The 23,073-nt window shown below is 44.5% G+C and carries 25 protein-coding genes; 7 read left to right on the forward strand and 18 right to left on the reverse strand.

All coding sequences use genetic code 11. The features are described from left to right. Positions 1-66 precede the first annotated feature (66 nt). Positions 67-396 (reverse strand): GlpM family protein, encoded by a 330-nt coding sequence (locus P343_RS26180; protein ID WP_023509738.1) that lies wholly within the window; start codon positions 394-396, stop codon positions 67-69. Positions 397-1,019: 623 nt separating this feature from the next. On the opposite strand from P343_RS26180, the gene P343_RS26185 reads away from it, so the two are divergent. Together P343_RS26185 and P343_RS26190 are read left to right on the forward strand one after the other, a co-directional pair. Further along, positions 1,020-1,976: an NAD-dependent epimerase/dehydratase family protein gene (locus P343_RS26185; protein ID WP_023509739.1), complete on the forward strand. Its 957-nt coding sequence runs from the start codon at positions 1,020-1,022 to the stop codon at positions 1,974-1,976. Next, positions 1,973-3,166: a glycosyltransferase family 4 protein gene (locus tag P343_RS26190; protein WP_023509740.1), complete on the forward strand. Its 1,194-nt coding sequence runs from the start codon at positions 1,973-1,975 to the stop codon at positions 3,164-3,166. Before P343_RS26185 ends, P343_RS26190 begins: the two co-directional genes overlap by 4 nt. A gap of 97 nt (positions 3,167-3,263) precedes the next feature. Here P343_RS26190 and P343_RS26195 read toward each other — a convergent pair whose 3' ends face one another. From P343_RS26195 to P343_RS26205, 3 genes are all read right to left on the reverse strand, one after another. Beyond that, the gene (locus P343_RS26195; RefSeq protein WP_023509741.1) at positions 3,264-3,722 is read right to left on the reverse strand and encodes a hypothetical protein; all 459 of its coding nucleotides are present in this window, start codon (positions 3,720-3,722) and stop codon (positions 3,264-3,266) included. Next, complete coding sequence (locus tag P343_RS26200) at positions 3,722-4,789, reverse strand: CotS family spore coat protein (RefSeq protein ID WP_051384731.1); 1,068 nt, start codon at positions 4,787-4,789, stop codon at positions 3,722-3,724. Before P343_RS26200 ends, P343_RS26195 begins: the two co-directional genes overlap by 1 nt. Before the next feature lie 411 nt (positions 4,790-5,200). Further along, positions 5,201-6,331, reverse strand: coding sequence for a glycosyltransferase family 4 protein (locus P343_RS26205; protein WP_023509743.1), 1,131 nt, complete (start codon positions 6,329-6,331; stop codon positions 5,201-5,203). 508 nt (positions 6,332-6,839) lie between these two features. On the opposite strand from P343_RS26205, the gene P343_RS26210 reads away from it, so the two are divergent. Continuing rightward, positions 6,840-7,919 carry a CotS family spore coat protein gene (locus P343_RS26210; RefSeq protein ID WP_031263799.1) on the forward strand — a complete coding sequence of 360 codons (1,080 nt, stop codon included), beginning with the start codon at positions 6,840-6,842 and terminating at the stop codon, positions 7,917-7,919. 111 nt (positions 7,920-8,030) lie between these two features. Here the strand turns inward: P343_RS26210 and queC are convergent, their stop codons facing one another. From queC to P343_RS26245, 7 genes are all read right to left on the reverse strand, one after another. Next, positions 8,031-8,723 (reverse strand): 7-cyano-7-deazaguanine synthase QueC, encoded by a 693-nt coding sequence (gene queC / locus P343_RS26215; protein WP_023509745.1) that lies wholly within the window; start codon positions 8,721-8,723, stop codon positions 8,031-8,033. A gap of 93 nt (positions 8,724-8,816) precedes the next feature. Then, positions 8,817-9,305, reverse strand: coding sequence for a preQ(1) synthase (gene queF / locus P343_RS26220; protein ID WP_023509746.1), 489 nt, complete (start codon positions 9,303-9,305; stop codon positions 8,817-8,819). A 12-nt stretch (positions 9,306-9,317) separates the two neighbouring features. Continuing rightward, positions 9,318-9,989, reverse strand: coding sequence for a queuosine precursor transporter (locus P343_RS26225; protein ID WP_023509747.1), 672 nt, complete (start codon positions 9,987-9,989; stop codon positions 9,318-9,320). A 176-nt stretch (positions 9,990-10,165) separates the two neighbouring features. Continuing rightward, positions 10,166-10,789, reverse strand: coding sequence for an NUDIX hydrolase (locus P343_RS26230; RefSeq protein ID WP_023509748.1), 624 nt, complete (start codon positions 10,787-10,789; stop codon positions 10,166-10,168). A gap of 21 nt (positions 10,790-10,810) precedes the next feature. Continuing rightward, positions 10,811-11,512, reverse strand: a complete 702-nt coding sequence (locus tag P343_RS26235) for an isoprenyl transferase (RefSeq protein ID WP_023509749.1) — start codon at positions 11,510-11,512, stop codon at positions 10,811-10,813. A 14-nt stretch (positions 11,513-11,526) separates the two neighbouring features. Next, positions 11,527-12,243 (reverse strand): HD domain-containing protein, encoded by a 717-nt coding sequence (locus P343_RS26240; RefSeq protein WP_023509750.1) that lies wholly within the window; start codon positions 12,241-12,243, stop codon positions 11,527-11,529. 130 nt (positions 12,244-12,373) lie between these two features. Continuing rightward, positions 12,374-13,213, reverse strand: coding sequence for an aldo/keto reductase (locus P343_RS26245; RefSeq protein ID WP_023509751.1), 840 nt, complete (start codon positions 13,211-13,213; stop codon positions 12,374-12,376). A gap of 250 nt (positions 13,214-13,463) precedes the next feature. Between P343_RS26245 and P343_RS26250 the strand changes: the two genes are divergently transcribed. After that, a complete protein-coding gene (locus tag P343_RS26250; protein WP_023509752.1) occupies positions 13,464-14,294 on the forward strand; it encodes a lipoate--protein ligase family protein in 831 nt (276 codons plus the stop codon). A gap of 92 nt (positions 14,295-14,386) precedes the next feature. Further along, positions 14,387-15,010 carry a L,D-transpeptidase gene (locus P343_RS26255; protein WP_422784809.1) on the forward strand — a complete coding sequence of 208 codons (624 nt, stop codon included), beginning with the start codon at positions 14,387-14,389 and terminating at the stop codon, positions 15,008-15,010. 87 nt (positions 15,011-15,097) lie between these two features. On the opposite strand, the gene P343_RS26260 is transcribed toward P343_RS26255, so the two are convergent. From P343_RS26260 to P343_RS26290, 7 genes are all read right to left on the reverse strand, one after another. Next, positions 15,098-15,349 (reverse strand): hypothetical protein, encoded by a 252-nt coding sequence (locus tag P343_RS26260; RefSeq protein ID WP_023509754.1) that lies wholly within the window; start codon positions 15,347-15,349, stop codon positions 15,098-15,100. A 185-nt stretch (positions 15,350-15,534) separates the two neighbouring features. Beyond that, a complete protein-coding gene (locus tag P343_RS26265; protein ID WP_023509755.1) occupies positions 15,535-16,491 on the reverse strand; it encodes an ABC transporter permease in 957 nt (318 codons plus the stop codon). Further along, positions 16,484-17,425, reverse strand: a complete 942-nt coding sequence (locus tag P343_RS26270; RefSeq protein ID WP_023509756.1) for an ABC transporter ATP-binding protein — start codon at positions 17,423-17,425, stop codon at positions 16,484-16,486. Before P343_RS26270 ends, P343_RS26265 begins: the two co-directional genes overlap by 8 nt. Next, positions 17,415-18,107, reverse strand: coding sequence for an ABC transporter ATP-binding protein (locus P343_RS26275; RefSeq protein ID WP_023509757.1), 693 nt, complete (start codon positions 18,105-18,107; stop codon positions 17,415-17,417). Before P343_RS26275 ends, P343_RS26270 begins: the two co-directional genes overlap by 11 nt. Positions 18,108-18,315: 208 nt before the next feature. After that, a complete protein-coding gene (locus tag P343_RS26280) occupies positions 18,316-18,687 on the reverse strand; it encodes a GntR family transcriptional regulator (protein ID WP_023509758.1) in 372 nt (123 codons plus the stop codon). 43 nt (positions 18,688-18,730) lie between these two features. Next, complete coding sequence (locus P343_RS26285) at positions 18,731-19,531, reverse strand: hypothetical protein (protein WP_023509759.1); 801 nt, start codon at positions 19,529-19,531, stop codon at positions 18,731-18,733. Between the two features lie 136 nt (positions 19,532-19,667). Continuing rightward, a complete protein-coding gene (locus P343_RS26290; RefSeq protein ID WP_023509760.1) occupies positions 19,668-20,627 on the reverse strand; it encodes a CPBP family intramembrane glutamic endopeptidase in 960 nt (319 codons plus the stop codon). A gap of 157 nt (positions 20,628-20,784) precedes the next feature. Here P343_RS26290 and P343_RS26295 point away from each other — a divergent pair, with 157 nt between their 5' ends. Both P343_RS26295 and P343_RS26300 read left to right on the forward strand, forming a co-directional pair. Further along, a complete protein-coding gene (locus P343_RS26295) occupies positions 20,785-21,279 on the forward strand; it encodes a hypothetical protein (RefSeq protein WP_031263806.1) in 495 nt (164 codons plus the stop codon). A 318-nt stretch (positions 21,280-21,597) separates the two neighbouring features. Then, the gene (locus tag P343_RS26300; RefSeq protein ID WP_023509762.1) at positions 21,598-23,067 is read left to right on the forward strand and encodes an FTR1 family iron permease; all 1,470 of its coding nucleotides are present in this window, start codon (positions 21,598-21,600) and stop codon (positions 23,065-23,067) included. The last annotated feature ends 6 nt before the right edge of the window (positions 23,068-23,073 follow it).

Here is a 23,073-nt window from a genome sequence, read left to right on the forward strand (position 1 = left end):
ATAAATGAGGCATCAAAAGAAATTAGGCACAACAAACCATTTGTATGGAACGCCTTCTCTCCATCTTCACAAAAAGTACTTGCACATCAGCATATAAATCAAATAGATTGCTAAGGAAATAAGTACGGCATGAATGGGTTTGATCCAATTCGTCAAGATGAACACGGACAGGAGCAAAATTACGGCTCCGATCGCACCAAAGATTGCATTACGCTGCGTCAACCTGAAATCTTTGAGGGTCATATTTTTCATCTGTAATCTCATATTGATCAGCGTCATGATTGGGAGCAGCGTTATGATTCCTGACAGGAACAGGTGTCTGGATCTGCTGAAATAGGTTGCCAGGACGATGATCGTTCCGCCTAAGATAAGTTTCAGCACATAGTCTAAAAACACGTGGTAGTCCCCCTAATTTTATTCTTACATTTTAGAACATTACCTCTGCAAATAAAGTGACGGGCGGCACACTATGTATAAAAGTTCTCAATCATTACAACTGAACTTTTCAAGTGAAAATTGCGTTACTGACGATGGATTTCTATAGACAAGTTACTGTATCTCTGCCCAAACATAGAATGAAAAAGACAGTTCCTGCAGAAAGTTCTACGTTAGCCGAGCCCTGTCTTTTCATGTCGCAGGGCCGGTATCAAGGGCACTGCAACTTAGAGAGTCTGTTCAAAAGAAGGACAACAGGAAAGAAGTAGGCGAAGCCTAGCATTCACGGCCGTCTTGGACGTCAGGCATAACACCACAATCGGATCCAGCATGACAAATAGATTCGTCTGTGAGCTATAGGAGATGCAAGGAAAATTTGATGCGGTGATTTTGATCTTGTGCAGCGTGCACGTTCTTAGCCTGAAGATCCTGTTATTTATTTACAGAGTAACCTTCTCATCCTCTTCCTAGAATCATTGAACAGTCTTTTAAAGGATGGAGGTAAGCTTTATGGATATTTGTGTTGTCGGCGCAGGTTATGTGGGTCTGAAATACGGTTTTTACTATGTGGGAGTTGGAAGATCATGAACATATTAGTGACAGGTGCTGCCGGATTTATCGGTTCTCATTTATGTGAACGATTGCTGCAAGACAAGAAGCATTCGGTTATCGGAATTGATGGATGGATCAGCAATAAATCAATCAAGCAGCGTAATCTGTCAGCTTTATTAGATGCTAAAAATCCCAAATTCCGCTTTTTACGTGCAAATCTACTCGATGCCGATCTTCATCGCTTGCTAAGCAATATTGATGTTGTTTACCATCTTGCCGGCATGCCCGGTGTACGATCAAGCTGGGGAAATGATTTTCAGCAATACGTTTCCAATAATATTTTGGCCACCCAGAGACTTCTGGAAGCATGCAAAGGCCAACCGTTAAAGAAATTTATTTATGTATCCACTTCTTCCGTATATGGAGAAAAGGACGGCAAGGTCTCTGAGGATGCATCAACGAATCCGCTTTCGCCATATGGTGTCAGCAAACTGTCCTGCGAACATTTATGCAAAGTATATCAAAAAAACGAAGGGATCCCGGTAGTCATTTTGCGGTATTTTACCGTTTACGGCCCGAGACAGCGTCCGGATATGGCCTTTCACCGCTTTGTGCATCGCATTCTCCAGGGCAAACCGGTTCCTGTGTACGGTGACGGCAGACAGCGCCGCGATTTCACCTATATTAGTGATTGTGTGGCCGGAACTGCCTCTGTCCTTGAAGCTGAAGATGTGATTGGAGAAACCCTGAATATCGGCGGAAAAGAACGAGCCTCAGTCTTGGACGTCATTGATATTTTACAGGAGCTATTTCATCAGAAGATTGAGATTGATTTTATCGGAGACCCAAAAGGCGAACCCAAACAGACATGGGCAGATATTGAAAAAGCAGGGAAACTATTGAACTATCATCCGTTGATGCCACTTCGTTCAGGACTGGAGCAAGAAATCGGTTATTTAAAAGATTTTTACAAGGAGCGAAAAGAATGAAACTGGGTTTGATCTGTACTGAAAAGCTGCCCTCGCCGGCTGTAAGGGGCGGGGCGATCCAGACGATGATTGACGGCGTTTCACCTTTTCTGGCGAAGCAGCATGACCTGACGATTTTCTCGATCACAGATCCTTTGCTGCCCGATCGTGAAACAAGGAACACTGTTCATTATATACGTTTTCCAAGTGAGCATTATGCCGATGACGTTGCCCAGGAATTAACCCAGCACAATTTTGACGTGATTCATGTCTTCAACCGTCCGAATCAGATTGTCAATTATAAAAAAGCAGCCCCTGACAGCAGATTTATCCTCGGTCTGCACAATGAGATGCTCAGTGAAGCGAAAATTTCCGACGAACTTGGTCAGGAAGCAGTCCGTTTGGTGGATCAGATTGTGACAATCAGCGGTTATATTAAAAAGACAGTGGTAGATCGATTTCCGGATGCGGCATCTAAAATTCGAGTCGTCTATTCCGGAATTGATCTTGATCGGTTTACACCCTCATGGACGCGTCAAGGCGTTGACATCCGTCAGCGCATGCGTCAAAAGTACGATATTAACCATCAAAAAGTCATTCTTTTTGTCGGTCGGCTGAGTCGATCTAAAGGTCCTCATCTCCTGATTGAAGCCATGAAACAGGTCGTGACCAACCATCCCGACACTGAACTTGTCATCGCGGGCGGAAAATGGTTCAGCGATGATGGCGTGAATCCGTATGTTCGGGCTCTGTATCAACTAGCCGCTCCGTTAGGTGACCATGTCCGCTTTACAAAATATGTCCCTTTAGAACAAATTCCCGAGTTATTTTCGATTGCAGATGTCTTCGTCTGCAGCTCGCAATGGCAGGAACCACTGGCTCGCGTTCATTATGAAGCAATGGCCGCCGGAGTACCGATCATCACAACAAACCGAGGTGGAAATTCAGAAGTAATCAAGGACATGGAAAACGGTTTGTTACTGGACGATTATAATAAAGTCAACTCTTTCGTTGGCTCGATTGATTTTCTGCTGAGCGACCCCCAGACTGCGGAAACACTTGCCCGTCGTGGTCGGAAATTTGTCACGGCCCGTCATCAATTTTATCAGGTTGCCAAGCGTCTAGATGATGTGTATAACAGTGTACATGCGGGGAGATTGACGTCTGAACCGTCAATTCAGATGAACAGTGAGACAGATCCTGTTGTCTAAGTGCGAACGGTGCAAATTAAGATGGATGTAGGCGTTTCTTCCAATTGTTCAATTGAACTTAGTAAGAAAGAGCGGACGACGAGTATCCGCTCTTTTATTACTTATATAATGAAACTATATTTTTTGCCAGCCATGGTTTGGCAGGCGGGTTCGTGTCAATGATATATCCTTCATTCTCATCCTTTTCCCGTTCATCTGTGATCTGATCTTCGCTGCTTTCCGATAGCCCAGTCTTCTGTATAGCTTTTTCTGCTGCAACTGACGATTCTTTTTTATTTTTATCCCGGCTAACGTCCGGCACCGTTCTTGGAATGGATTTTTCCAGTGTTTCAAGATCTACCTTACGGTCCGGTGATGCCGAGAGTTCCTCCAGTTCAGTCGATGGCACACTGGGTGGAGAAAAGGATTCAGATTGAACAACTGCTGCTTCCGGATGATTTAAAATGTGCTCATACTCAGCTGCACTCCAGCCCATTGATCCCGGCGGAGAAAACCGGTACGCTTCAAGATCAACCTTGCGGATTTTAAACTCATCATGATCTACACTTTTCGCCATCAGCTTTTCTCCCCCTTTATGTTTTGATAGATTTGATCAAATTGACTAAGAAATGCCTCTTTAGAATTTTCAACGGCGATTATATTTCGAAAGTTCATGAGGAACTTTTCATCTCCCCATGACTTTTTTTGGCCAAGATAATATTTGTGAGAAATAGCGCAAAAAAGATGAGGAAACTTCAGATCCGTCCATAAAACACGATATTGATCTTCACTAAGCGGATGGACGCGGTCATAAGCACTAAGTAACTCACTAACGACATCCGTATCCCAGACAGCCAATTTTTTCATGAGTTTGTTTAAGATAATTCTCAAGTCTCTGGCCGGAAGATCAATGGTAATTGAGTGCAGGTCTTTCATAACCGCCTGCTCATCTTTAACAATCATACGGGCCATTGTATCGTCCTGTTGGCAGAACATTCCGGATCGGATCGTTTCCTCACTCCATTGGGTGAAACCGGGCCGGTCGAGTTCTTCCAAAGCTTCATAACCGCGTTTGAGCATGCGGTCGACGTTCTCGAGAAATAAACGTGAAAATTCATCTTCTGGATCTTCTTGCGCGATTTTTTTGTTATCTTCAAGTTCCTGGATTTTCCATCGGTACAGTTTCTTCCACTTTCCGGTTCGCGTCCGCCGTTTGCTTCCGGGCGGAGGGAGATAGCCTTCTGAAGCTTTGTGAAATGCACCGGTGAACGCCATCGTTTTCATCATCTGACTTTTATTATAATAAAGAAGCGGTTCTCCTTCTCGTGCTTCATATAAAAGGTAGACATGATCGCCTCCGGACAAACAAAGACCGCCGCGTTTTGTCGGAATCAGTTTTGCGATCGGTAGGCCTTTGTTTTGCAGATGCCAGTGCGCACCTACAATAAACAGCATCCTTTTTGGATTAATATATTCCTGCCTTAAAATCAAATTCCCTTGATCTGATTCAATCAGCCATTTTGACCGTCCGCCGCGCGTGAACAGCAATTTGATCGATTTCGGATCGATTGGGTAATACTCTAGCACGGTTTTCAGATCATCATGGCTCTTCGCCAGTTTCTTTTCATAGTTTTCGTTTTCCACCCTGACTCCCCATTTCACAGCGTGATTTAGATTAGAAAAACCTGGTAATGCCAGTCCTTGGCTGTCACTCTTCTGCGGCTTTAATTCACCAAATTTATGCTTCAATGACACTCCAGTTGCTCGCATCGACAAATGCGGCCGCGGGCGATCCGGAAGCCTCATCGGTCAACCCACTATCTGCGGGGTCTCCCTTGGCTCGCATCAACAATACCAGTCCCGCAGGAGTCTCGCACTTTCGTGTTCGAACCAGAACTTTTTCCAAGCAATACGCCGCTGATATGAACCCTGAGTTCATTCAAAATTTTAAATACTTTCTTTTCCTGTTAGAAAACTTGCTGACAAGCAAGCCTATGGCGCGGACCGATTCTTAGTTGTACATACTGTAATTTTTCACATGAGGATCGGAGCAGCTCAGACCGTCTGATACGCGTCCAGCAGCTGGTCCGCTACTCTCTGCCAGCCGTACTTCTGCTCTGCAATGCTTCGTCCGCTGCCTCCCATCTGTTTCCTCTTTTCCTCGTCGTCAAATAAGCTGTTTATGATCCGGGCATATTCATGCGGATCGTCGAATCGATCAATGACGATCCCATTTTGCCCCTCCTCAATAACTTCCGCATTTCCACCCCGGTTGGTGGTAATGATTGGCAGACCGGCGGCCATCGCCTCATAGTGGACGCGCGCCAGCGGTTCCTGCCATTGCGAGCAACATACAAAAATATCCGACATAGAATAGAAGTTAGGAATATCCTGTGGTTTGATAAATTTGATAAACGTCACATGATTCAGATGCATGGCGCCGAGTGTATAAAGATGTCGGACATAATTATTTACTTTGTCATCATCAAACCATTTTGAACCGACGAATACGAGCATTGCGTCCGGATGTTTTTCGATGATTTCGGGAATGGCTTGAAGAAGAATATGGGGCCCTTTTACTTTGCTTAATCTGCCGACAAAGAGCGCAATCTTTTTTCCCTCAAGCCCCGCCCGTTCCCTCATTCGTTTTCTGATTATATTACCTTGATCGGTCCACGCCGGATGATACGCACCCAAATCTACACCCGAGTAGACGGTCCTTGTCTTGTCTTTCGCATCGGGAAACCGCTGCGTAATCGTATTTCCAATAAAATCGCTAACCGTCACAATACCGGAAACATCGTTAATGCATGTCTCCCCATCCTCCTTGGTGATCTTCCCTTCCGCGAACATTTCGTTGTGTACACTTAGAATAAATTTGCTGTCCGGTGTCACTTGTTTCAGCGGTTCGACCCATGCCGGTCTGTTGCAAACATGAATCAAATCATAATGAGTTTTCTTAAGTTCTTCCGTTAACGCGCTCAGATAATGTTCTTCATCTAAGCGAATATAGTGGACACCTTGAGCGGCTTCATCGTCCTGCAGGTGAGGATCTCTGATCGAAAAAACGGTCACCTGATGCTTTTGAGCGATGATTTCAGCAGTTGATTGAAGGTAGATTTGTATGGCCCCTCCCCGAATAGCTGGCACAGGCAGCTTCTCAGTTGCGATCATTGCGATATTCATAAAGCTCCCCCTAACTCAAAAGAATTTACCGTCCCTTATTCATCATGATACGGATAACAGGACATTGACGTGCGGAATTCCCATTGCCTAAGCAAAAAAGGGCAATCATCCATGGTTCAAATCCCCAAATGTTGAAATGGAGGGCGAAATAATCGCAATTAGCAGCGCTCAGCCATACATTATGGTATATATGATTTTTTTAAAAGGAGGACAAAAAGGGCCGAGAAGATCAAGGAAACGCAGTTTCGAGCACCGGAGCGTATGCAAACAATACGTGAGGAGCGGAGAAACAAGTTGACACAGAGATTCGACAGCAATTTTTCCCGGACTTTTTGAACTCCTATATAACCGTTGAATTGGAGGTAAGACCATGCAGAACAAAACCCCCGGCCCCCCTCTCTTAAATAACTTCCCTGAATTGAAAAGCATTCAATTGACGGCAGATGACAAAGACAACGGACATTCGACTAAAAGTACCAAAAAAACAACGACCAGAGCTCAGATCGCTATGTCCAAGTCTGTAAAACGGCCGGAAAAAGAAGAGGAAGAAGACAAAGAGAAGGAAAATGATCTGACACCTGAAATGACGGAAAAACTGATCAAACTGGCTTCAACCATCCTGCACTACTGGGATATAAGCGTACAGGAGATTGAGTTGATCCAAGGAGGGCAAATGGCACTTGTCTGGAAAATCATCACAGATAAAGGGCCGTTATGCTTAAAGCGCATTCACCGCCCTGAAAAAAAAGCGCTTTTTTCGATTCATGCACAAGATTATTTAGCCAAAAAGGGATCTCGTGTACCGGGCATCATTCCAAATAAAGAAGGCGGTCTGTATACGAAGCAAGGGCCGTTCTTATTTGTCGTATATGACTGGATCATTGGCAGACCTTTTGATTTAACCGTTCCCGAAGATCAGGCATGGATCATGAAAGGCTTAGCACAATATCATTTAGATTCAGTCGGCTATCTGCCTGAGGAAGGTATACCCGTTTTTTCTAAGCTTGGAGAGTGGCCGAAGCATTATATCAAACGCTGCCAACAGATGGAATCATGGAAACAGATTGCTGCCGGAACACCGGACGATTCTTTTTCACAACTATATTTATCGGAAATCGATCAGCACATCGAACATGGACGATCCGTCTTAAAAGAACTGCAAGAATCCTACTACCCGGAATGGGTTGCCAAGTGTGAGCTCAAACCTAATCTGTGTCATCAGGATTACGGTACAGGGAATACACTGCTTTCAAACGATCAGATCTGGATTATCGACCTAGATACGACAACTTATGATCTGCCGATTCGTGATTTGCGCAAAGTGATTATTCCGTTAATGGGGGATCAAGGCGCGTGGGATCAGGAACTTTTCAACCATATGCTTGCATCCTATGAGAGCGTTGCTCCGCTTAGCATGCAGCAGAAAAAGGTCATGTTCATCGATATGCTTTTCCCGTATGAACTCTATGAAACAGCCAATGAAAAGTTTGGCAGAAAGAATGAACTTCCTCCTGAAGAACTCATGCAGGCGTTCGATTATGAGAAGAGAAAAGGTGAAGAAATCACAAGTATGATTAGTAGTCTGTAAAAACAAAAAATGCCGATTACCTCAGGCACAGCCGGAGGTTAATCGACAATAGAATTACGGACAAGCAAATGAGCGGAAAACCTGGTCCCTACTCATTGTTTTTAATATGCTTTAATTGAGCCAGTCAATTGGAATCCGATACGAAATCGGATCAATTTGTCCCGCTTCTTTAAACCCTTTAATCCGCAAACGGCAGCTGTCGCATGTCCCGCATGCTTCTTCTTCGCCATTATAGCATGACGTTGTGAGTTGATACGGGACGCCAAGCTCTGTTCCCAACCGAATGGTCTCTCCCTTAGTCAAATGCATCAGCGGTGTTTTTATGGTCAGATGGTGATCCGTGACCCCCGATTTGGTCGCCAGATTAATGGTTTCACTCATGCTTGCAATAAATTCTGGTCGGCAATCCGGATACCCGCTGTAATCAACAGAGGACACGCCTGTAAAAATTGTTTCTGCTCCGATCACTTCCGCATAAGCGCTGGCTAGTGAGAGAAAAATCATATTTCTTGCCGGCACATAGGTCACGGGGATCCCCTTTTCCTCCCCGTCATCAGGAACTTCAATGGATTTATCTGTCAGGGCACTGCCGCCGAGCTGTTTAAAAAAATCCAAATCAACAATGCGATGCTCAGAGACTCCATAATATGCGGCAATCTTTTTCGCTTGCTCGACTTCACGCTGATGACGCTGGCCATAGCTGAAGGTCAAAGGATAAAGCTCATAGCCCTCACGATTCGCAATCCCCATGCATGTTGTGCTGTCCAAGCCGCCGCTTAGCACCACTACCGCTTTCTTCGCCATATTTATTTTCTCCTATCAAAAATATAATTTAATGTGCAAAAAACTCGCTCAGCTCTCCTAAGCGAGTTTTTTATTCTTTTAATCGCTTAATCTTCAACGATTGTCAATTTTTTCCGGGTAAAGGTCATGTTTGCTCAGCCGGTCAAAAGCGACTTCTTCCCACCGCGTACCCTTCTTGCCATAATTCACATAAGGATCAATGCTGATTCCGCCCCTTGGCAAGAATTTACCCCAAACTTCTAGGTACTTTGGATCCATCAGCCGAATCAGATCATCGGCGATCTTATTGACACAATCCTCATGAAAATCACCGTGATTGCGGTAGCTGAATAAATACAGTTTCAGTGATTTACTTTCGACCATGCGCTCTGCCGGTACATAACTAATATGAAGGGTCGCAAAGTCCGGCTGGTGGGTAATCGGGCAAAGACTTGTAAATTCAGGGAAATTGAATTTCACAAAGTAGTCGCGATTGGGGTGGGCGTTTTGAAACGTCTCCAGCAACTCCGGATCATAATCAAATATATAATTTGTGCCTTTATTGCCAAGCAAAGTAAGGCCTTCTTTTTTTCGTTCGGTCATCGTAATTCCCTCTCAGTCTAGGTCGGTTAGCGGCTCAACCCGAATTTTCTTACTGCCGCGTATCCAGCGGACAATCAGGTATATTAGCGGAACACCAATAACCGCGTATGAAAATTTAAGCACATACTCTGTTCCAATAGTTGTCAGTATCGCAGTTACCGGCAAAACGCCGGCAAACCCAACAAACATAAATACAGTCGAATCAGCAAGCTGGCTGATCGCTGTGCTTAATAAACTGCGCAGCCAAAGCATCCTACCTTGAGTCCGTTTTTTTAGTCCAACAAAAATCGTAACATCCAGCGTTTGTGAAATGGCATAGCCGCACAGTGAAGCAAGCACGACTCTCGGCATAGCGCCAAGAACAGTTGCGTATGCTTCCTGGCCTTTCCAGAACGGTGCGGCGGGCAGGTGAATCGCCAGCTGCAGAAGCAGAACAAACAGAATATTTGCGAGCAGCCCGACCAAGATAATCTTCCTGGCAACCGGCTTGCCCCAGCATTCGGTTATGCTGTCTAAAATTAGAAAAGTTAAGGGATAAATGACAATTCCCGATGTCATCGAGAATCCATCGATAGAAAAAAGCTTCGAGGCAACAAGATTTGCGGCAATTAAACAGGTGATAAAAACCATAGCCAAAAAAATGAGTTTAGAAGGAACATCAACTTTCGTTTGAATCGGATCCATAGTGATCACTCCCGTAGTTTTTTTGGTAAAGCAGAGGAGGGTTTCGAACTCTGCCAAATTTGTAACCTCTTGATTATATAGGCTGCACCAGCCGGTGGCAAGGCTTCAGGTAAAATCGATTGAGGCACTATTGTCTTTTTTTAAGGCTTTACTAAACTTGCCTGTTGATTTTCACTTTAGATGAGCGGCATTTGCGATAATTTTTCAGCAAGTTGAAGAAAATAACCTTCGCTGTGCGGCACACACAAAGCCATGTCAATCCTTTTCTCCAATTCGATCCTATAGCCTTGTGATTCATCGAATCCGGAAAGATGCAGGTCATTAATTTCGCCTCGAGCGAACGCTATGAATTCATCATAAGATGCTTTATAAAGCCCGGACACCTCTTCCTTCTGGAGCTTGAATTCTTCCAATCTATAGTGATTCGCACATAGAAACATATGGCAGAACTCGCGATCAACAAAATGATCCAAGGCAATCTCATCGCTGAGCACCCCGAGAGAAACCAATTCTTCCAATCGAACCGGAACACCGAGTTCTTCGTGGATTTCACGAATGGCTTCTCCGACATTTTCGTCAGATTTAATATGACCGGCAGCCGTAATATCATATAAATCAGGAAAATCCTTTTTCTCATGACAACGCTGCTGCAAATAAATAAACTTTTCTTGTCCTGTCTTTTCAACAAACCAGCAGTGGAAGGTCTCATGCCAATAGCCTTTCTCATGAACCTCATCTCGAGGCTTTACTCCAATCGGTTCACCGTGCTCATCAAAAATCCGAACCATTTCCGAACTCATCCACTTGCGCCTCCTATTTCCTCAATTAAATCGTTTCTGCTTTCTCTGATTAACCTCTTCAATTGCCTGAATCAATAACTGCTTGTTAAAATCGGGGAAATAGGTGTCTGTAAACCACAACTCTGTACCGGCAATCTGCCACAATAAAAAATTGCTTAATCTCTTTTCACCACCAGTTCGGATGAATATATCAGGGTCGGGTAGATTCTTGGTGTATAGATTCTTTTCCAGCAATGTTTCGTCGATTTCTTCAATAGAAACTGACGATGACTCCACATCCTGAACCAATGACCGGACGGCCATCCGTAGCTCATCCCGACCTCCATAATTCAAAGCAAAATTTACGATCATCCTGTCGTTGTCTTTTGTCTGCTGAACTGCCTTTGTTACGGCTTCACGGGTATGTGTTGGCAACCTGCTTAAATCTCCTGAAACAATTATTTTCATTTTTTTCTTCCTGAACTTAGGAAGTTTTTTCTTCAAAAAAAGGGCAGGCAAATCCATCAGCGTCTTTACCTCATGCTCAGGCCGTGTCCAATTTTCCGTTGAGAAGGCATACAGTGTTACAATTTTAATGCCTAACTCCAGACAGCTATCCAAGATCTCCTCCATTGCTTTGGCTCCGGCAATATGACCTTCACTCCGTGTACGGCCTTGTTTCTGGGCCCACCGTCCGTTTCCATCCATCATAAGTGCGAGATGCATCGGCACACTTTTATCCATATAGAAGCCTCTTTTCACATACTTTTGGAAGTGTTGGCTTTTTTACATTGAAATTGCTGCAGCTCCTGAGCATGCCAGCAAGCCTCGTCATGACTTTCTCGAAAGAACTGCTCCAGAAATTGAACCATAAAGTGATGGCGCTCCTCAGCTATCTTTTTACCCGTTTCTGTATTCATGCGATCTCGTAGAAGTAACAATTTTTCATAGAAATGGTTCACCGTTGTCGACTGCTGCGCTTTGTACTCGGCCGCTGTCTGATGTGACTGCAGAAGAATTTCCGAATCAAACATCTCTCGATTTTTATAACCACCATAAGCAAATGCGCGTGCAATGCCTATTGCCCCGATCGCGTCCAATCGGTCAGCATCCTGTACAATCTTACCCTCCAAATTATCCATCGGTGTCGGCACTCCCGCCCCTTTAAACGACAGATGGCGAATAATCTTGCATACCGATTCGATTACTGAGGGGCTTGCTTGCTGCGATTCAAGCCATTCCGCTGCAGCACTTGGGCCCGCTTCATCATCGCCATTATTGAATTTCCAATCGGCGATATCGTGAAGCAATGCAGCAAGCGCAACAACTTCCTTATTCACGCCATCATGATGCTCGCGTTCCATGATCTGAAGACTCGTCTCATACACGCGATGAATATGCCACCAGTCATGACCGCTCCCTTCACCATAAAACTTCGATTTCACATAATCTGCAGTGCGCGACACAATGTCCATTCACCTTCGCCCCATTCTACTTTTTTCTTACATTCTATTATACAGAACGACCTCTGTATATTTCGGTGAGCAGGCAGAAGAATAGCGGAGTACCCTCTGAAATAGAGTTCCCCGCTATTCTCGTCTTACTTTAGTTTTCTTCAAAAACTTCATCGGGTACAGGGCCATTGCGTCCGTCTTTACGGTCAAGCGCGTCAATTTCCTTGAGCTCATCTTCCGTGAGCACGAAGTCATAAACCTCTGTATTCTGCTTGATACGCGACGGTGTCTGTGATTTTGGAATGACAATCGTACCGCTCTGCAGATGCCAGCGAATGATGACTTGCGCTGGGGATTTGCCATATTTCTCAGCAATTCGGCTAATAGTCGCATCACTCAGTACTGCGCCTCGACCGAGCGGGCTCCATGCCTCAGCAGCAATATCATTTGCTCGCAAATAGTCACGCAAAGCAGACTGCGTAAAGTACGGATGTATCTCCATCTGATCAACAGCCGGTTTTACGTTGGCCCTAGCAGCCAATTGCTCCAAATGGTGCACTTCGAAATTACTTACACCAATTGCCTTCACCAGCTTTTCATCGTATAATTTCTCAAATGCCCTCCAAGTTTCAAAGAAATGCTTCTTGCTCGGCCAATGGACGAGAATTAAGTCGATTTGCTCAAGCTGGAGGTCCTTCAATGACCGTTCGATCGCCCGCAGCGTGCTGTCGTAACCTTGTAGCGGATTGTCGATTTTGGTCGTGATAAACAACTCATTTCTTGGTACCTCTGATTCTTTGAGTAGCGTGCCAAGCAAAGCTTCATTTTTATAAAACTCTGCCGTATCGAATGCGCGGTAACCGGAACCCAGCGCTTGACGTATTGCTGCTCTGCCTTTATCTTCATCTGTAATCAAATAGACACCAAAGCCATGAAGCGGCATCTCCAAACCGTTATTCAGCCGTACAGTATCATTAATTGATGTGACCATTTCGCGTGACACCTCTTTCTGTTCATTTATAAGAATGGCGCTATACACCTATCTATCCATTGCAAGTATAGACATATCATGAATGCGCTTCAAACAATAGGTCTTCATGTCAATGGATTGTCACACTGCTTCAGGCAAGCAATCGCCATGGCATCACTTTGCTTGTCGGTTTCATTCGAGCCAATTTTACGGTTGAATCGGTAATCGCTTGCTATAATAGATTAAGGAATAACTGAAGGAGGCGTTTCTTGTGTCCTTACTTGATCAGCCGGCCTGGCGCGTGATTGATCAATCGGCCCTAGGTGATGGTTTTGACGGCAGGCAGTCTTTCGCGATTGATGACGCTATCTGCCAATCTGTAGGCGCAGGCGAGTCCCCAAGTACCATCAGATTGTGGGTTCATCAAAGAACCGTGATGCTCGGCATTCAAGACACAAAGCTCCCACACTTAGCGGATGGACTCTCAGCCTTACGTAAAGCCGGATTTAAGTATATCGTTCGAAATTCCGGCGGCCTTGCTGTTGTGTTAGATAGCGGGGTACTCAATCTTTCCCTCATTTTTTCTGAAAAAAACCGTTCACTTTCTATTGATGAAGCGTTTCAGGCCATGGTAGATTTTATTCGCACGATGCTCACTCCATTTGGCATCGCATTTGAGAGCGGTGAAATTGTGCGTTCCTATTGTCCTGGAAGGTATGATCTCAGCTGCGGCGGTCGCAAATTTGCCGGCATCTCGCAGCGCAGAGTCAAACAAGGCGTCGCTGTCCAAATTTATTTATGCGTTTCAGGAAGCGGGTCGGAACGCGCGCAATTGATCCGCGACTTTTATCATTTCGGGCTGAAAAATGAACAAACGCGATTTACATACCCGGATATTGATCCGGACGTGATGGCTTCATTGGAAGAAATTAGTGGAACGACACTTGATTCTCGGACAATGGTACACGCTTGCTTGCACACACTACAGTCCTTGGGGCCGATCATTTCCACCTCAACACTTTCAAGTGAAGAAATTCGTCAATTTGGCGTATACTATGATCGAATGATTCGTAGAAATGAAAAAGCGTTCGACATGAATTGACGTCATTCGCCCCAGTAAGAAAAAAATGCTGCGAAAAATATATCTGATGGAACATCTGTATTGAGGAGGAAAGCGGCTTAACCATGAAATTGATGATCAAAGGGTGCCGGATTGTGACGGCGCTGTTTCTGCTCCTGACGATAACCGCATGTTCGTTGCCCTTTCAATCAAATACTCTATTGAATTCCCCAGCTAAGCAGGGCTCTCAAAGCGCCGCATCAACAGCAAAGCCAAGAGCGGACAGAAAACCAGCAGCGCAAAAAGCCGTACCCGTTAGCTGGGACAAGCCGTCAGGCGGCACGTATCCTGTTCTAAAAAAGAATGAATCGATCTGGCTTGATGTATCAATTAAAGATCAGAAAGTGTACATAAAAGAGGGCAACAATACACTGTACACCATGATCGCTTCAACCGGTCTGGATACGAACCCGGACACCACCACACCGACTGGCACTTATTATATTCAAGCCGAACGCGGTAAGTGGTTCTACGCTCCGAAATACAACGAAGGCGCGAAATACTGGGTGTCATGGAAAAATCACGGTGAATTTCTATTCCATAGTGTACCTATGGATGCGGATCAGCATATTCTAACTGCTGATGCTGAGAAGTTAGGCGAGAAGGATTCGCATGGATGCATCCACCTAACCGTCCCTGACGCGAAATGGATTTATGAGCATATCCCCTATAATACAAAAGTGGTCATTCACAGTTAAACGTTTTAAAACACAAGCAGCTGATGGTTCCTGCTCGGAACCATCAGCTGCTTTACTATTTTTTCTTTTCCTTGTATTACTCATCTTTCATGCCAAAGCAAACGATTTTCTCAGTTGCTTCACTCGGTTTCCCTCAACAACTACTAGGCATTCTTCTCCATCGGACAAATGATCAATCAAGAACGTCAGCCAATCTGAAAGCTTGTGTATTTGCTTCACTTGATTTTTTCCGTAAATGTATACATTTTGACCTAGTTTTTCGCAATATTTGTAAAATCGAATCATCTGTTTCACACGAAATGCAGCAGCGCAGATTTTGAAAGAAAAAATATTCTTCATGATTCGTTCTCCTCCTTGAATCGTCCACGAATCTTTTCTTAAGCTCTTTTAGCTTACATGTTAATTATGAACATTATCTTAACGAAAAGCGGGAGATTGTGAGAATTTCATCAACCATGAAAAATTTTCCATAAAAAAGAAAACCGAGCCTCTTGACCCGGTTTTCAGAACAACTCTTTGAAATTTTAGGCTTTGATATCCCGTCTGGTGTAAAATGCCCAGCCGATCAATACAAAGATAACATAATACACTGCAAGTACAATGAGCGAGAAGCCAAGCGTCATTTCGCTACGCAGAGGCGAGCCAGTAGTATATTGCGTCAGATTTGTGTTTGCGAACAGAACATATTTGACCCAATCATATCTTTGCAGCAACTGGACAACAATATTGGAAGCCATCAACGTAAAGATTGATAACCCAATAGCGAGACCACCATTTCGAAATGCTGAAGCAATGAGTCCGGCGAAGGTGACCATCATGAAGAGCGATACACAGTTTAACAAATAGCCCTTCCAGATGTCGAGCGTCCAGCTTGATTGATAAACCGTGCCGTTATTGTACAAGAGATGGGCTTCGCTTGCCCCGCCGAATCCAAATAATATTCCGCCGAGGAGCCATGAGGCGATGAACAGCGTGATCAGGCAGACAACCGTGAATAGCAATGCCGAGATGTATTTAGACAGCAGGATCTCCGTGCGGTAAATCGGTCGGATGAGCAGAAGCTTGATTGTTCCCGTGTCGAATTCGCTGGCGATTGACGTTGAGACAACAATGATGGTAAAAATGCTGATGACGATCACAAGATTGTTCGCAGCACCCTCAACAAAAGTCCACAACGTCACACCTTGCTCCGGTTTCAAATTATGATCAATGCGATATTGATTGATAGCGATGGTTTTCTTGAAATAGTCGGATGCCTGTTTGTTTCCTTTCACCTGTGCCTGTTGTTTTTTGATCGCCTCATTTTCTTGGACAAGTGTCTGCTTCCAATGTGGGTCACTTTTTGGCTGATCCGAACTGAATTTGATAATGAGTCCGGCTGTCAATATCAGTCCTAATAGAATGATAATCATGACCTTGGCTGAACCCCTGCGATAAATTTTCATATTTTCATTTTGTAGCAGTCCGAAAAAATTACTCAACGCTCTTCCCTCCAGTCACTTCCAGGAATCTGTCTTCCAAGGATTTGGCAACAGACACCACACTGTAAATCTTTATTTTTGAAACTACCAGTGTGTCAACGATAACCGGTATTTTTTCGTGATCGATCGGCAATTCAATTGTTGTCTCATCGATTACGTCTGCATCAATTGATAGCTTTTGCTTAACGACTTGTGCGGCAATCCGTCCCTCATCGACCGTAATCCGGACTTTAGAAGCTCCTTTTTCAAGGAAATCGCTCACCGTTTCCACACCAATCAGCTTGCCCTTCTGTATAATCCCAATCCGATCACACATCAGCTGCATTTCAGAGAGCAGGTGGCTGGAAACGATAACAGCCACACCTTCTTCACGCGATAGATTATGTAGATAGTTGCGCAAATCGTGGATGCCTTGTGGGTCAAGACCGTTCGTCGGTTCATCAAGAATCAGTACCGATGGTTGATGCAGCAGTGCCTGAGCGACACCAAGACGTTGGCGCATACCGAGTGAATAACGTTTTACTTTTTCATGAATCCGGTCTTGAAGTTCAACCAATTCAATAACCTCTTGAATACGTGCCTTACTAATGCCAGGAATCATTCGTGCATAATGAATCAGGTTCTGGTAGCCGGTCAAAAATTTATACATTTCCGGATTTTCTACAATCGCTCCGACCTGGCGAATTGCTTTTTTAAATTCGCCTTTGATGCTGTGCCCTTGTATAAAGATATTGCCATTTGTCATCCGCATCAAGCCGACAATCATTCGGATTGTTGTCGTCTTTCCGGCGCCGTTCGGTCCAAGAAAGCCGAAAACCTCACCGCCATAAATCTTAAAGCTTAAATCATCGATAATCGTTTTGCCGCCAATTTTTTTGCTGACGTGTTCGAGTTCCACTGCCGGCTTGTTTGCCGTTTCGGCATTATTGATCATACTTTTCCACCATCCAATCTACTAAACTTAAATTTTCGTTGGAACGAATATCTTCCACACTCTTCTGGTCAAGAATCTCACCGTTTTTAATCAGGATCACCTCGTCAAGCAGCGGTTCGATCTCTTGCAATTCATGTGTGGTTAAGATCACCGTCTGCTTTTCCAGATCGATAAAAGAAATTAACCCTTTAATAATTGAACTGCGCACCATCGGATCCAGTCCTGAAAGCGGCTCATCCATAAGGATAAACGGCACTTCGCGGGCAAGCGTAACGACGATTTTGAGACGCCCGCGATTTCCTTTAGAAAGGTGCTTGACATTCTGAGTTCGATCCAGTTTCATAAAGTCGAGCATTTCTTCGGCCTTTTCACGATTAAAATCGCTGAAGGTCTGTTCGTAGAAATCAACGGTCTGCTTCACTGTAAAAAAAGAATAATAGGCATCGAGTTCTGACAGATAAGCGATCTTTCGGCAAATGCGGCGGTTCGCCATTTCGCCATCAATGAGTACCGTGCCCTTTGTCGGCTGAAGAAGACCGGAAATCAGTTTTAACGTTGTTGATTTTCCGCTGCCATTTGAACCGATCAGTCCGACGATATGTCCCGGCTCAATTTGAAGGCTTATCCCATTCAATGCTTTTTTGGTCAAATAACGCTTTGTTACTCCTTCTAATTGAATCATTGATTCTCCTCCTTTTTATCTAGGCTCTCTTAATTTTTAATGTTGTTTATTGTCTCTCAGTCTGTTCACGCTTCGGTGCTCGCATCAACAGGTGCGGCCGCGGGCAGTCCGGGAGCCTCCTCAAACAATTTAGTCACCTGCGGGGCTCCCTTGGCCTGCATCAACTGGTTCGATTCCGCAGGAGTCTCGCACTACGCGTTCTTCAGATTTAAACATGGCCTCTATCTAAATAGAGTTTAAGTCCGTCAAGCATCTCTGTTTCCGAGTAACCCATCTCGCGCATTTCAGAAACAAAAAGGGTAATATGGCTTGCTTTCAATTCTTCACGCATTTGATGAAGTATTGCCGGATCCTCGGTGACAAATGTGCCCTGCCCTCTTTTTTTCTCCACGATTCCGGTCTCCTCCAATTCTCGGTAGGTCCTCTGCACCGTGTTCGGATTCACACCTGAGTCAATGGCCAGATCGCGGACGGATGGCAGCCGTTCACCCATTCCGATTTCTCCGCGGATGATTTTATTCTTGATGCGTTCACACAATTGAAGATATATAGGAACAGATGGATTAAAAAGTTCTGCCATCTTCATTAGCCTCCTTGCTGTCATTCACCGCTTGCCTCGCCACTTAAGATGCCTCCAGCTCATGATCCATTAGCCATGTTGTGATCAAGAAAAGAATTCCCGTGATCAACAGATCAAATACAAAGCTCCCAATATACACCGTATCTACACTGAAACTCCCATTAGCAGATGGTTTGAACAAATACCCACTAGGGACAGTTGATCCATTAGGGACAAGGAAATGATAAAAGAAAGATTGCGGTATGCGTCCCCAATGCGTAAGCGCGTCGATCACTCCGGACTGATAGAGTTTCGTATCGATATAAGTGTAAACTCCGATTCCGATGATAAGCACGACCCACGCCAGTTTTCCAATTCGTGATTGCATCATCCGTAAGATCGTCCAAAGAAACAGGAAATTGACCCCGCCGCCTACCGCAGTCCAGTACAGTACAAGCGTTGCCAAAATGGCGACACGAAATAAAGAAAATCCTTCAGACCCATCAATAATTCTAATTAAGCTGATCCACGTGTACGTACCAATAACAACAAGTGAACCGGTAAAATAGATCAGAGATCCTGACAACTTTGCAAGCAGCATGGACCAAGCCGAAAGCGGATTCTGCATCCAAAGATGAAAGGTTTTTCTTTCCTGAATCACATTAAAAAGGAGATACACCGGCACATAGAGCAGGAGACTTAGCGTCAGCGTAACGCCCATAATAGCCATTGCTGCATTCGAGCCGCTTCGATAATTAAAATACACACCTACGCCCATCAAAAAGACCTGAAGGATGAGAAAGATCAAGAAACCCATACTTCCTAGACGCAGTTCTTTTTTAAATAGTGCAAACCAAACAGCCATGCTTCACTATCCCCCATCAAACAATATATCACTGTGTTAGTTACATAGTACACTAATCAAATAGAATCGTCAATAACAAAAAAGAGTACCGAAAAATGTCGGTACTCCGCGTTTATATTTTGATTTTTTGTGTTACTTAGAGCTTTTCTAGGCCCAGAAGTGTCACAACGATGTTAGAAACAAGCAGCAAGATCATTGGTATTGACGTGAAGAAGTAGAGCCATATTCTCCGCTCAGGAAGGTGGCTCCGCCAGGCTTGCACCCAGTTCAACCAAAGCGCTCGCTTCTTATAAATAAACAAACTCATGACAAGAAGGAGCAGAACAAATAGGCCGTAATACAGTAAGGCGGTCAGCAAATTAGAAGGTAAAGCGCTGAAGAGTTCGCTGATCGAATTATTAGCCACATGAATGAGGATGGTCAACCAGATCGAGTAACGTCTAGCCAAATAGCCAAAGATGAGTCCTACGCCAACCGCCATCGGAAGCTGAATGATATTTCCGTGCATCATCCCAAATAGTAAAGCAGAGATAGAAATCGCGAATACTCCACCGAATTTTTCCAGGCTGCGCAAGACAACGCCTCGATACAAAAATTCTTCAAAGATTGGCCCAACAGCACACGTATACAAAAACATGCTCCAAGTCGTCGACCCCTCAAGAATACTCTCTGATGGTTTTGCTGTGTAGCCAAAAAGATTGAGCAGCCACTCTACCGGCACCATCACCGGTGAAAGCACCATATTAAGTCCCAAAACAAAAACAAATCCAAGGACGAAGGCTTTAACCGTGATCCTTCGGTTCTTTTTTCTTAAATCATTATTGAAAAAGGCCTTGTTTCTGTAAATAAGCATGGGAATAAAAGCAATAAGAACAGCCAAAATCATTGGCCATCCGCTTTGTTCTAAGACAGTACTGATGTGTTTGTCAACGTCGCTTGCACTTGCGCCAAAATGAGACAACATTGATTGAACGACCAGAACAATGCCATAAGCGATAACGACCACCCACACCAACGCTTCCTGAAAAAGGAGAGATATGCCTAAGCCTCTAAATTTTTTCTTTATTTGCTTTCTCTCGGCTCTTCGTTCATCCACGCGAGCTCCTCCCCGCATTTCTTGTATTGGTTTGATCGTACACGGGTCGTTATTTACTGTCAATTGTGATTCGGAAGAACTGTCCAAGATCTCCAATAGCGGCGGCGTTATCATTCCCGCGCGGGGTATGCTATAATGAACCGACCAAACTTAGAAAATGGAGTTGAAGAAATCTTTGCTACTTGATTACAGCCAGAAACTGGCGATTGTTGAATCATTTCCAGAACTGGAGAAAAAGGATGTCTCACTCGGACGCGTCAATTTTCAGTATCCAGAAAGTGCAGCAGACAAGAAAACCGTTGTCTATCATTTACATCCGAACGGCAACGGTTATGTATACGCGAAAGGCATCGAAGGTTATGATGCCGATCCGAAAGGCATGGTAAACATACGTGATTTTTCCGAAAGTGAGCTACAGACTCTTTTGAAAAAAGCAATCTTCGCGCTTTCTCCCGAAGGTGTTTATGAAAAAGAAACAGCGGACGGAAACGATCACGAACTGTGGGTGACTCCAAGTGGCAGACAGCAGCTTGAAGTCATCTATGATAACGAACTATGGAATGTTTATGCTGGCGACTTGCTTGACGGTACATTCCGGACCTACAAGGAAGCCATTGAATATTTAGATGAAGAAGGGTTCATCAGAAAGTGAGACGCTGCGTGGAGCAGCGTTTTTTTAATTTACTTGAAAAGGATACACACATTTTTAGCATATTTAGACATGTGCTTACTACTTTCGATCATTTAGTTTCTTCTTTTTCAGGATTGGTTACCACTCCGATTACGTGTCTATATTTTCCTACTTTGCATAACACCGATTAATATTTCTTCACACGCCTCCGTCAATGATATAGATCACAAATATCCGCAATTTCCCCATATTCATATTGACAGTCCCCCTGTATGCTACTAAACTTATAATTGTTTAATTGAAAATGATTATCATTACCATCTACGGAGGTGTTTCTATATGAGATTCGGCCGGTGTATCGGGGCATTTATCATCGCTGCCTTTTTAGCTGTACTATCCATACATCCGTTACCTGCTTATGCAAAAACAACAGTTGATGTGTCCCCTGCACTTAGCGATCTTAATCATGTGATTACTGCTTTACAGAAGGGGAAATCCGCAGATCATGATTTTTCCTCATTTAAAGAATGGTGGCAGCAGCACAAAGCAGCTGTAACCAAGAGTTCACTAGATGCATCCATTCAGCTGAGTCAGGATATTAGCGCAGCCTCTCTTGATTTGCTCAATGGTGACCGGAAACAAGCCATCAAAAGTATCGGTACCCTCAGGCAAACGTTGCAAGACTATCAAAGTGGACTATACGGCGGAACCGGAAAATCAGGCCAACACTCCCTATCTTCCTACATAACTGAACTCGGGAATACCAAACAATCCATGGACAAAAAGGATTGGGTGACTGCTGCATCTCAGGTCAAACAGCTTCAGCAAGATTGGTTATCCGTTGAAGGTGACGTCGTCAGCCAGTCGCAAAGCATCTATACTGAGTCTGAAAAAAACCTGGTGATGATGGATGCCTACCTTGCAAATCCGCAGACGCGTAAAAAGGCAGTGCCGCTCATTGAAGAAATGATCATCAGCCTGAAACCGCTCGTCTCAGCCAATTACGGACTATGGGATGCAGCACTGATCCCCATTCGTGAAGGACTGGAAGCATTGCTGGTCATCGGCTCGCTTCTGATGTTCGCACGAAAAGCAAATTCAAGGCCGGCTAAACTATGGGTCTGGGGCGGAACAACGCTTGCCGTTCTTGTTTGTCTGACAGTCGGCGCGATTGTTTCTTTTCTCCTCTCCGTCGCTGCTTTTGGCAACAATAATTCGCTCATTAGCGGCTGGTCCGGTGTGCTTGCGAGCCTCATGCTGCTCTATGTTGGCTATTGGTTGCACAGAAATGCCGATATCAAACGCTGGAAGGCTTTTATTCAATCAAAAACGAGCCAGGCAATCAGCACGCGTAAAATGGTTTCGTTCGCTGTGCTCGCTTTCATCGCAGTTTTGCGCGAAGGAATGGAGACCGTCATTTTTCTGATCGGCATGACCGGACGCATGCCGGCATCCGAGCTGATCATGGGTATTGCTGTGGGATTCGGCATTCTGATTGTTATCGGATTTTTCATGCTGAAATTGGGTGTTCTTCTGCCCATGCGTCCCTTCTTTCTCCTTTCAAGTTTTGTTGTCTTTTATCTCTGCTTTAAATTTATGGGTTCGGGTATCCACAGCTTGCAGATGGCCGGTGTACTGCCTTCGTCTGTTTCGGACGCCCTGCCTTCGGTAAATAGTTTGAGCATTTTCCCGTCATGGTACAGCACCATTCCGCAGGCGGTGTGCCTGTTCCTATTTATCCTCATCATCATGAAAGAGTTGCCTACGGCGGCATCACATAAAAATCAGAAACACACCAAGGAGGCTTAATTATTA

The organism is Sporolactobacillus laevolacticus DSM 442 (assembly GCF_000497245.1).
Classification (GTDB): Bacteria; Bacillota; Bacilli; order Bacillales; family Sporolactobacillaceae; genus Sporolactobacillus; species Sporolactobacillus laevolacticus.

Coding starts and splice junctions, on each gene's coding strand:
- P343_RS26210 (WP_031263799.1), top strand. CDS start 6,840: ATGTCCAAGTCTGTAAAACGGCCGGAAAAAGAAGAGGAAGAAGACAAA.
- queC (WP_023509745.1), bottom strand. CDS start 8,723: ATGGCGAAGAAAGCGGTAGTGGTGCTAAGCGGCGGCTTGGACAGCACA.
- P343_RS26240 (WP_023509750.1), bottom strand. CDS start 12,243: ATGGACATTGTGTCGCGCACTGCAGATTATGTGAAATCGAAGTTTTAT.
- P343_RS26275 (WP_023509757.1), bottom strand. CDS start 18,107: ATGATTCAATTAGAAGGAGTAACAAAGCGTTATTTGACCAAAAAAGCA.
- P343_RS26190 (WP_023509740.1), top strand. CDS start 1,973: ATGAAACTGGGTTTGATCTGTACTGAAAAGCTGCCCTCGCCGGCTGTA.
- P343_RS26285 (WP_023509759.1), bottom strand. CDS start 19,531: ATGGCTGTTTGGTTTGCACTATTTAAAAAAGAACTGCGTCTAGGAAGT.
- P343_RS26205 (WP_023509743.1), bottom strand. CDS start 6,331: ATGAATATCGCAATGATCGCAACTGAGAAGCTGCCTGTGCCAGCTATT.
- P343_RS26225 (WP_023509747.1), bottom strand. CDS start 9,989: ATGGATCCGATTCAAACGAAAGTTGATGTTCCTTCTAAACTCATTTTT.
- P343_RS26245 (WP_023509751.1), bottom strand. CDS start 13,213: ATGGTCACATCAATTAATGATACTGTACGGCTGAATAACGGTTTGGAG.
- P343_RS26255 (WP_422784809.1), top strand. CDS start 14,387: ATGATCAAAGGGTGCCGGATTGTGACGGCGCTGTTTCTGCTCCTGACG.
- P343_RS26270 (WP_023509756.1), bottom strand. CDS start 17,425: ATGATCAATAATGCCGAAACGGCAAACAAGCCGGCAGTGGAACTCGAA.
- P343_RS26230 (WP_023509748.1), bottom strand. CDS start 10,789: ATGAGTTCGGAAATGGTTCGGATTTTTGATGAGCACGGTGAACCGATT.
- P343_RS26195 (WP_023509741.1), bottom strand. CDS start 3,722: ATGGCGAAAAGTGTAGATCATGATGAGTTTAAAATCCGCAAGGTTGAT.
- P343_RS26300 (WP_023509762.1), top strand. CDS start 21,598: ATGAGATTCGGCCGGTGTATCGGGGCATTTATCATCGCTGCCTTTTTA.
- P343_RS26260 (WP_023509754.1), bottom strand. CDS start 15,349: ATGAAGAATATTTTTTCTTTCAAAATCTGCGCTGCTGCATTTCGTGTG.
- P343_RS26235 (WP_023509749.1), bottom strand. CDS start 11,512: ATGGATAAAAGTGTGCCGATGCATCTCGCACTTATGATGGATGGAAAC.
- P343_RS26280 (WP_023509758.1), bottom strand. CDS start 18,687: ATGGCAGAACTTTTTAATCCATCTGTTCCTATATATCTTCAATTGTGT.
- P343_RS26185 (WP_023509739.1), top strand. CDS start 1,020: ATGAACATATTAGTGACAGGTGCTGCCGGATTTATCGGTTCTCATTTA.
- P343_RS26295 (WP_031263806.1), top strand. CDS start 20,785: ATGGAGTTGAAGAAATCTTTGCTACTTGATTACAGCCAGAAACTGGCG.
- queF (WP_023509746.1), bottom strand. CDS start 9,305: ATGACCGAACGAAAAAAAGAAGGCCTTACTTTGCTTGGCAATAAAGGC.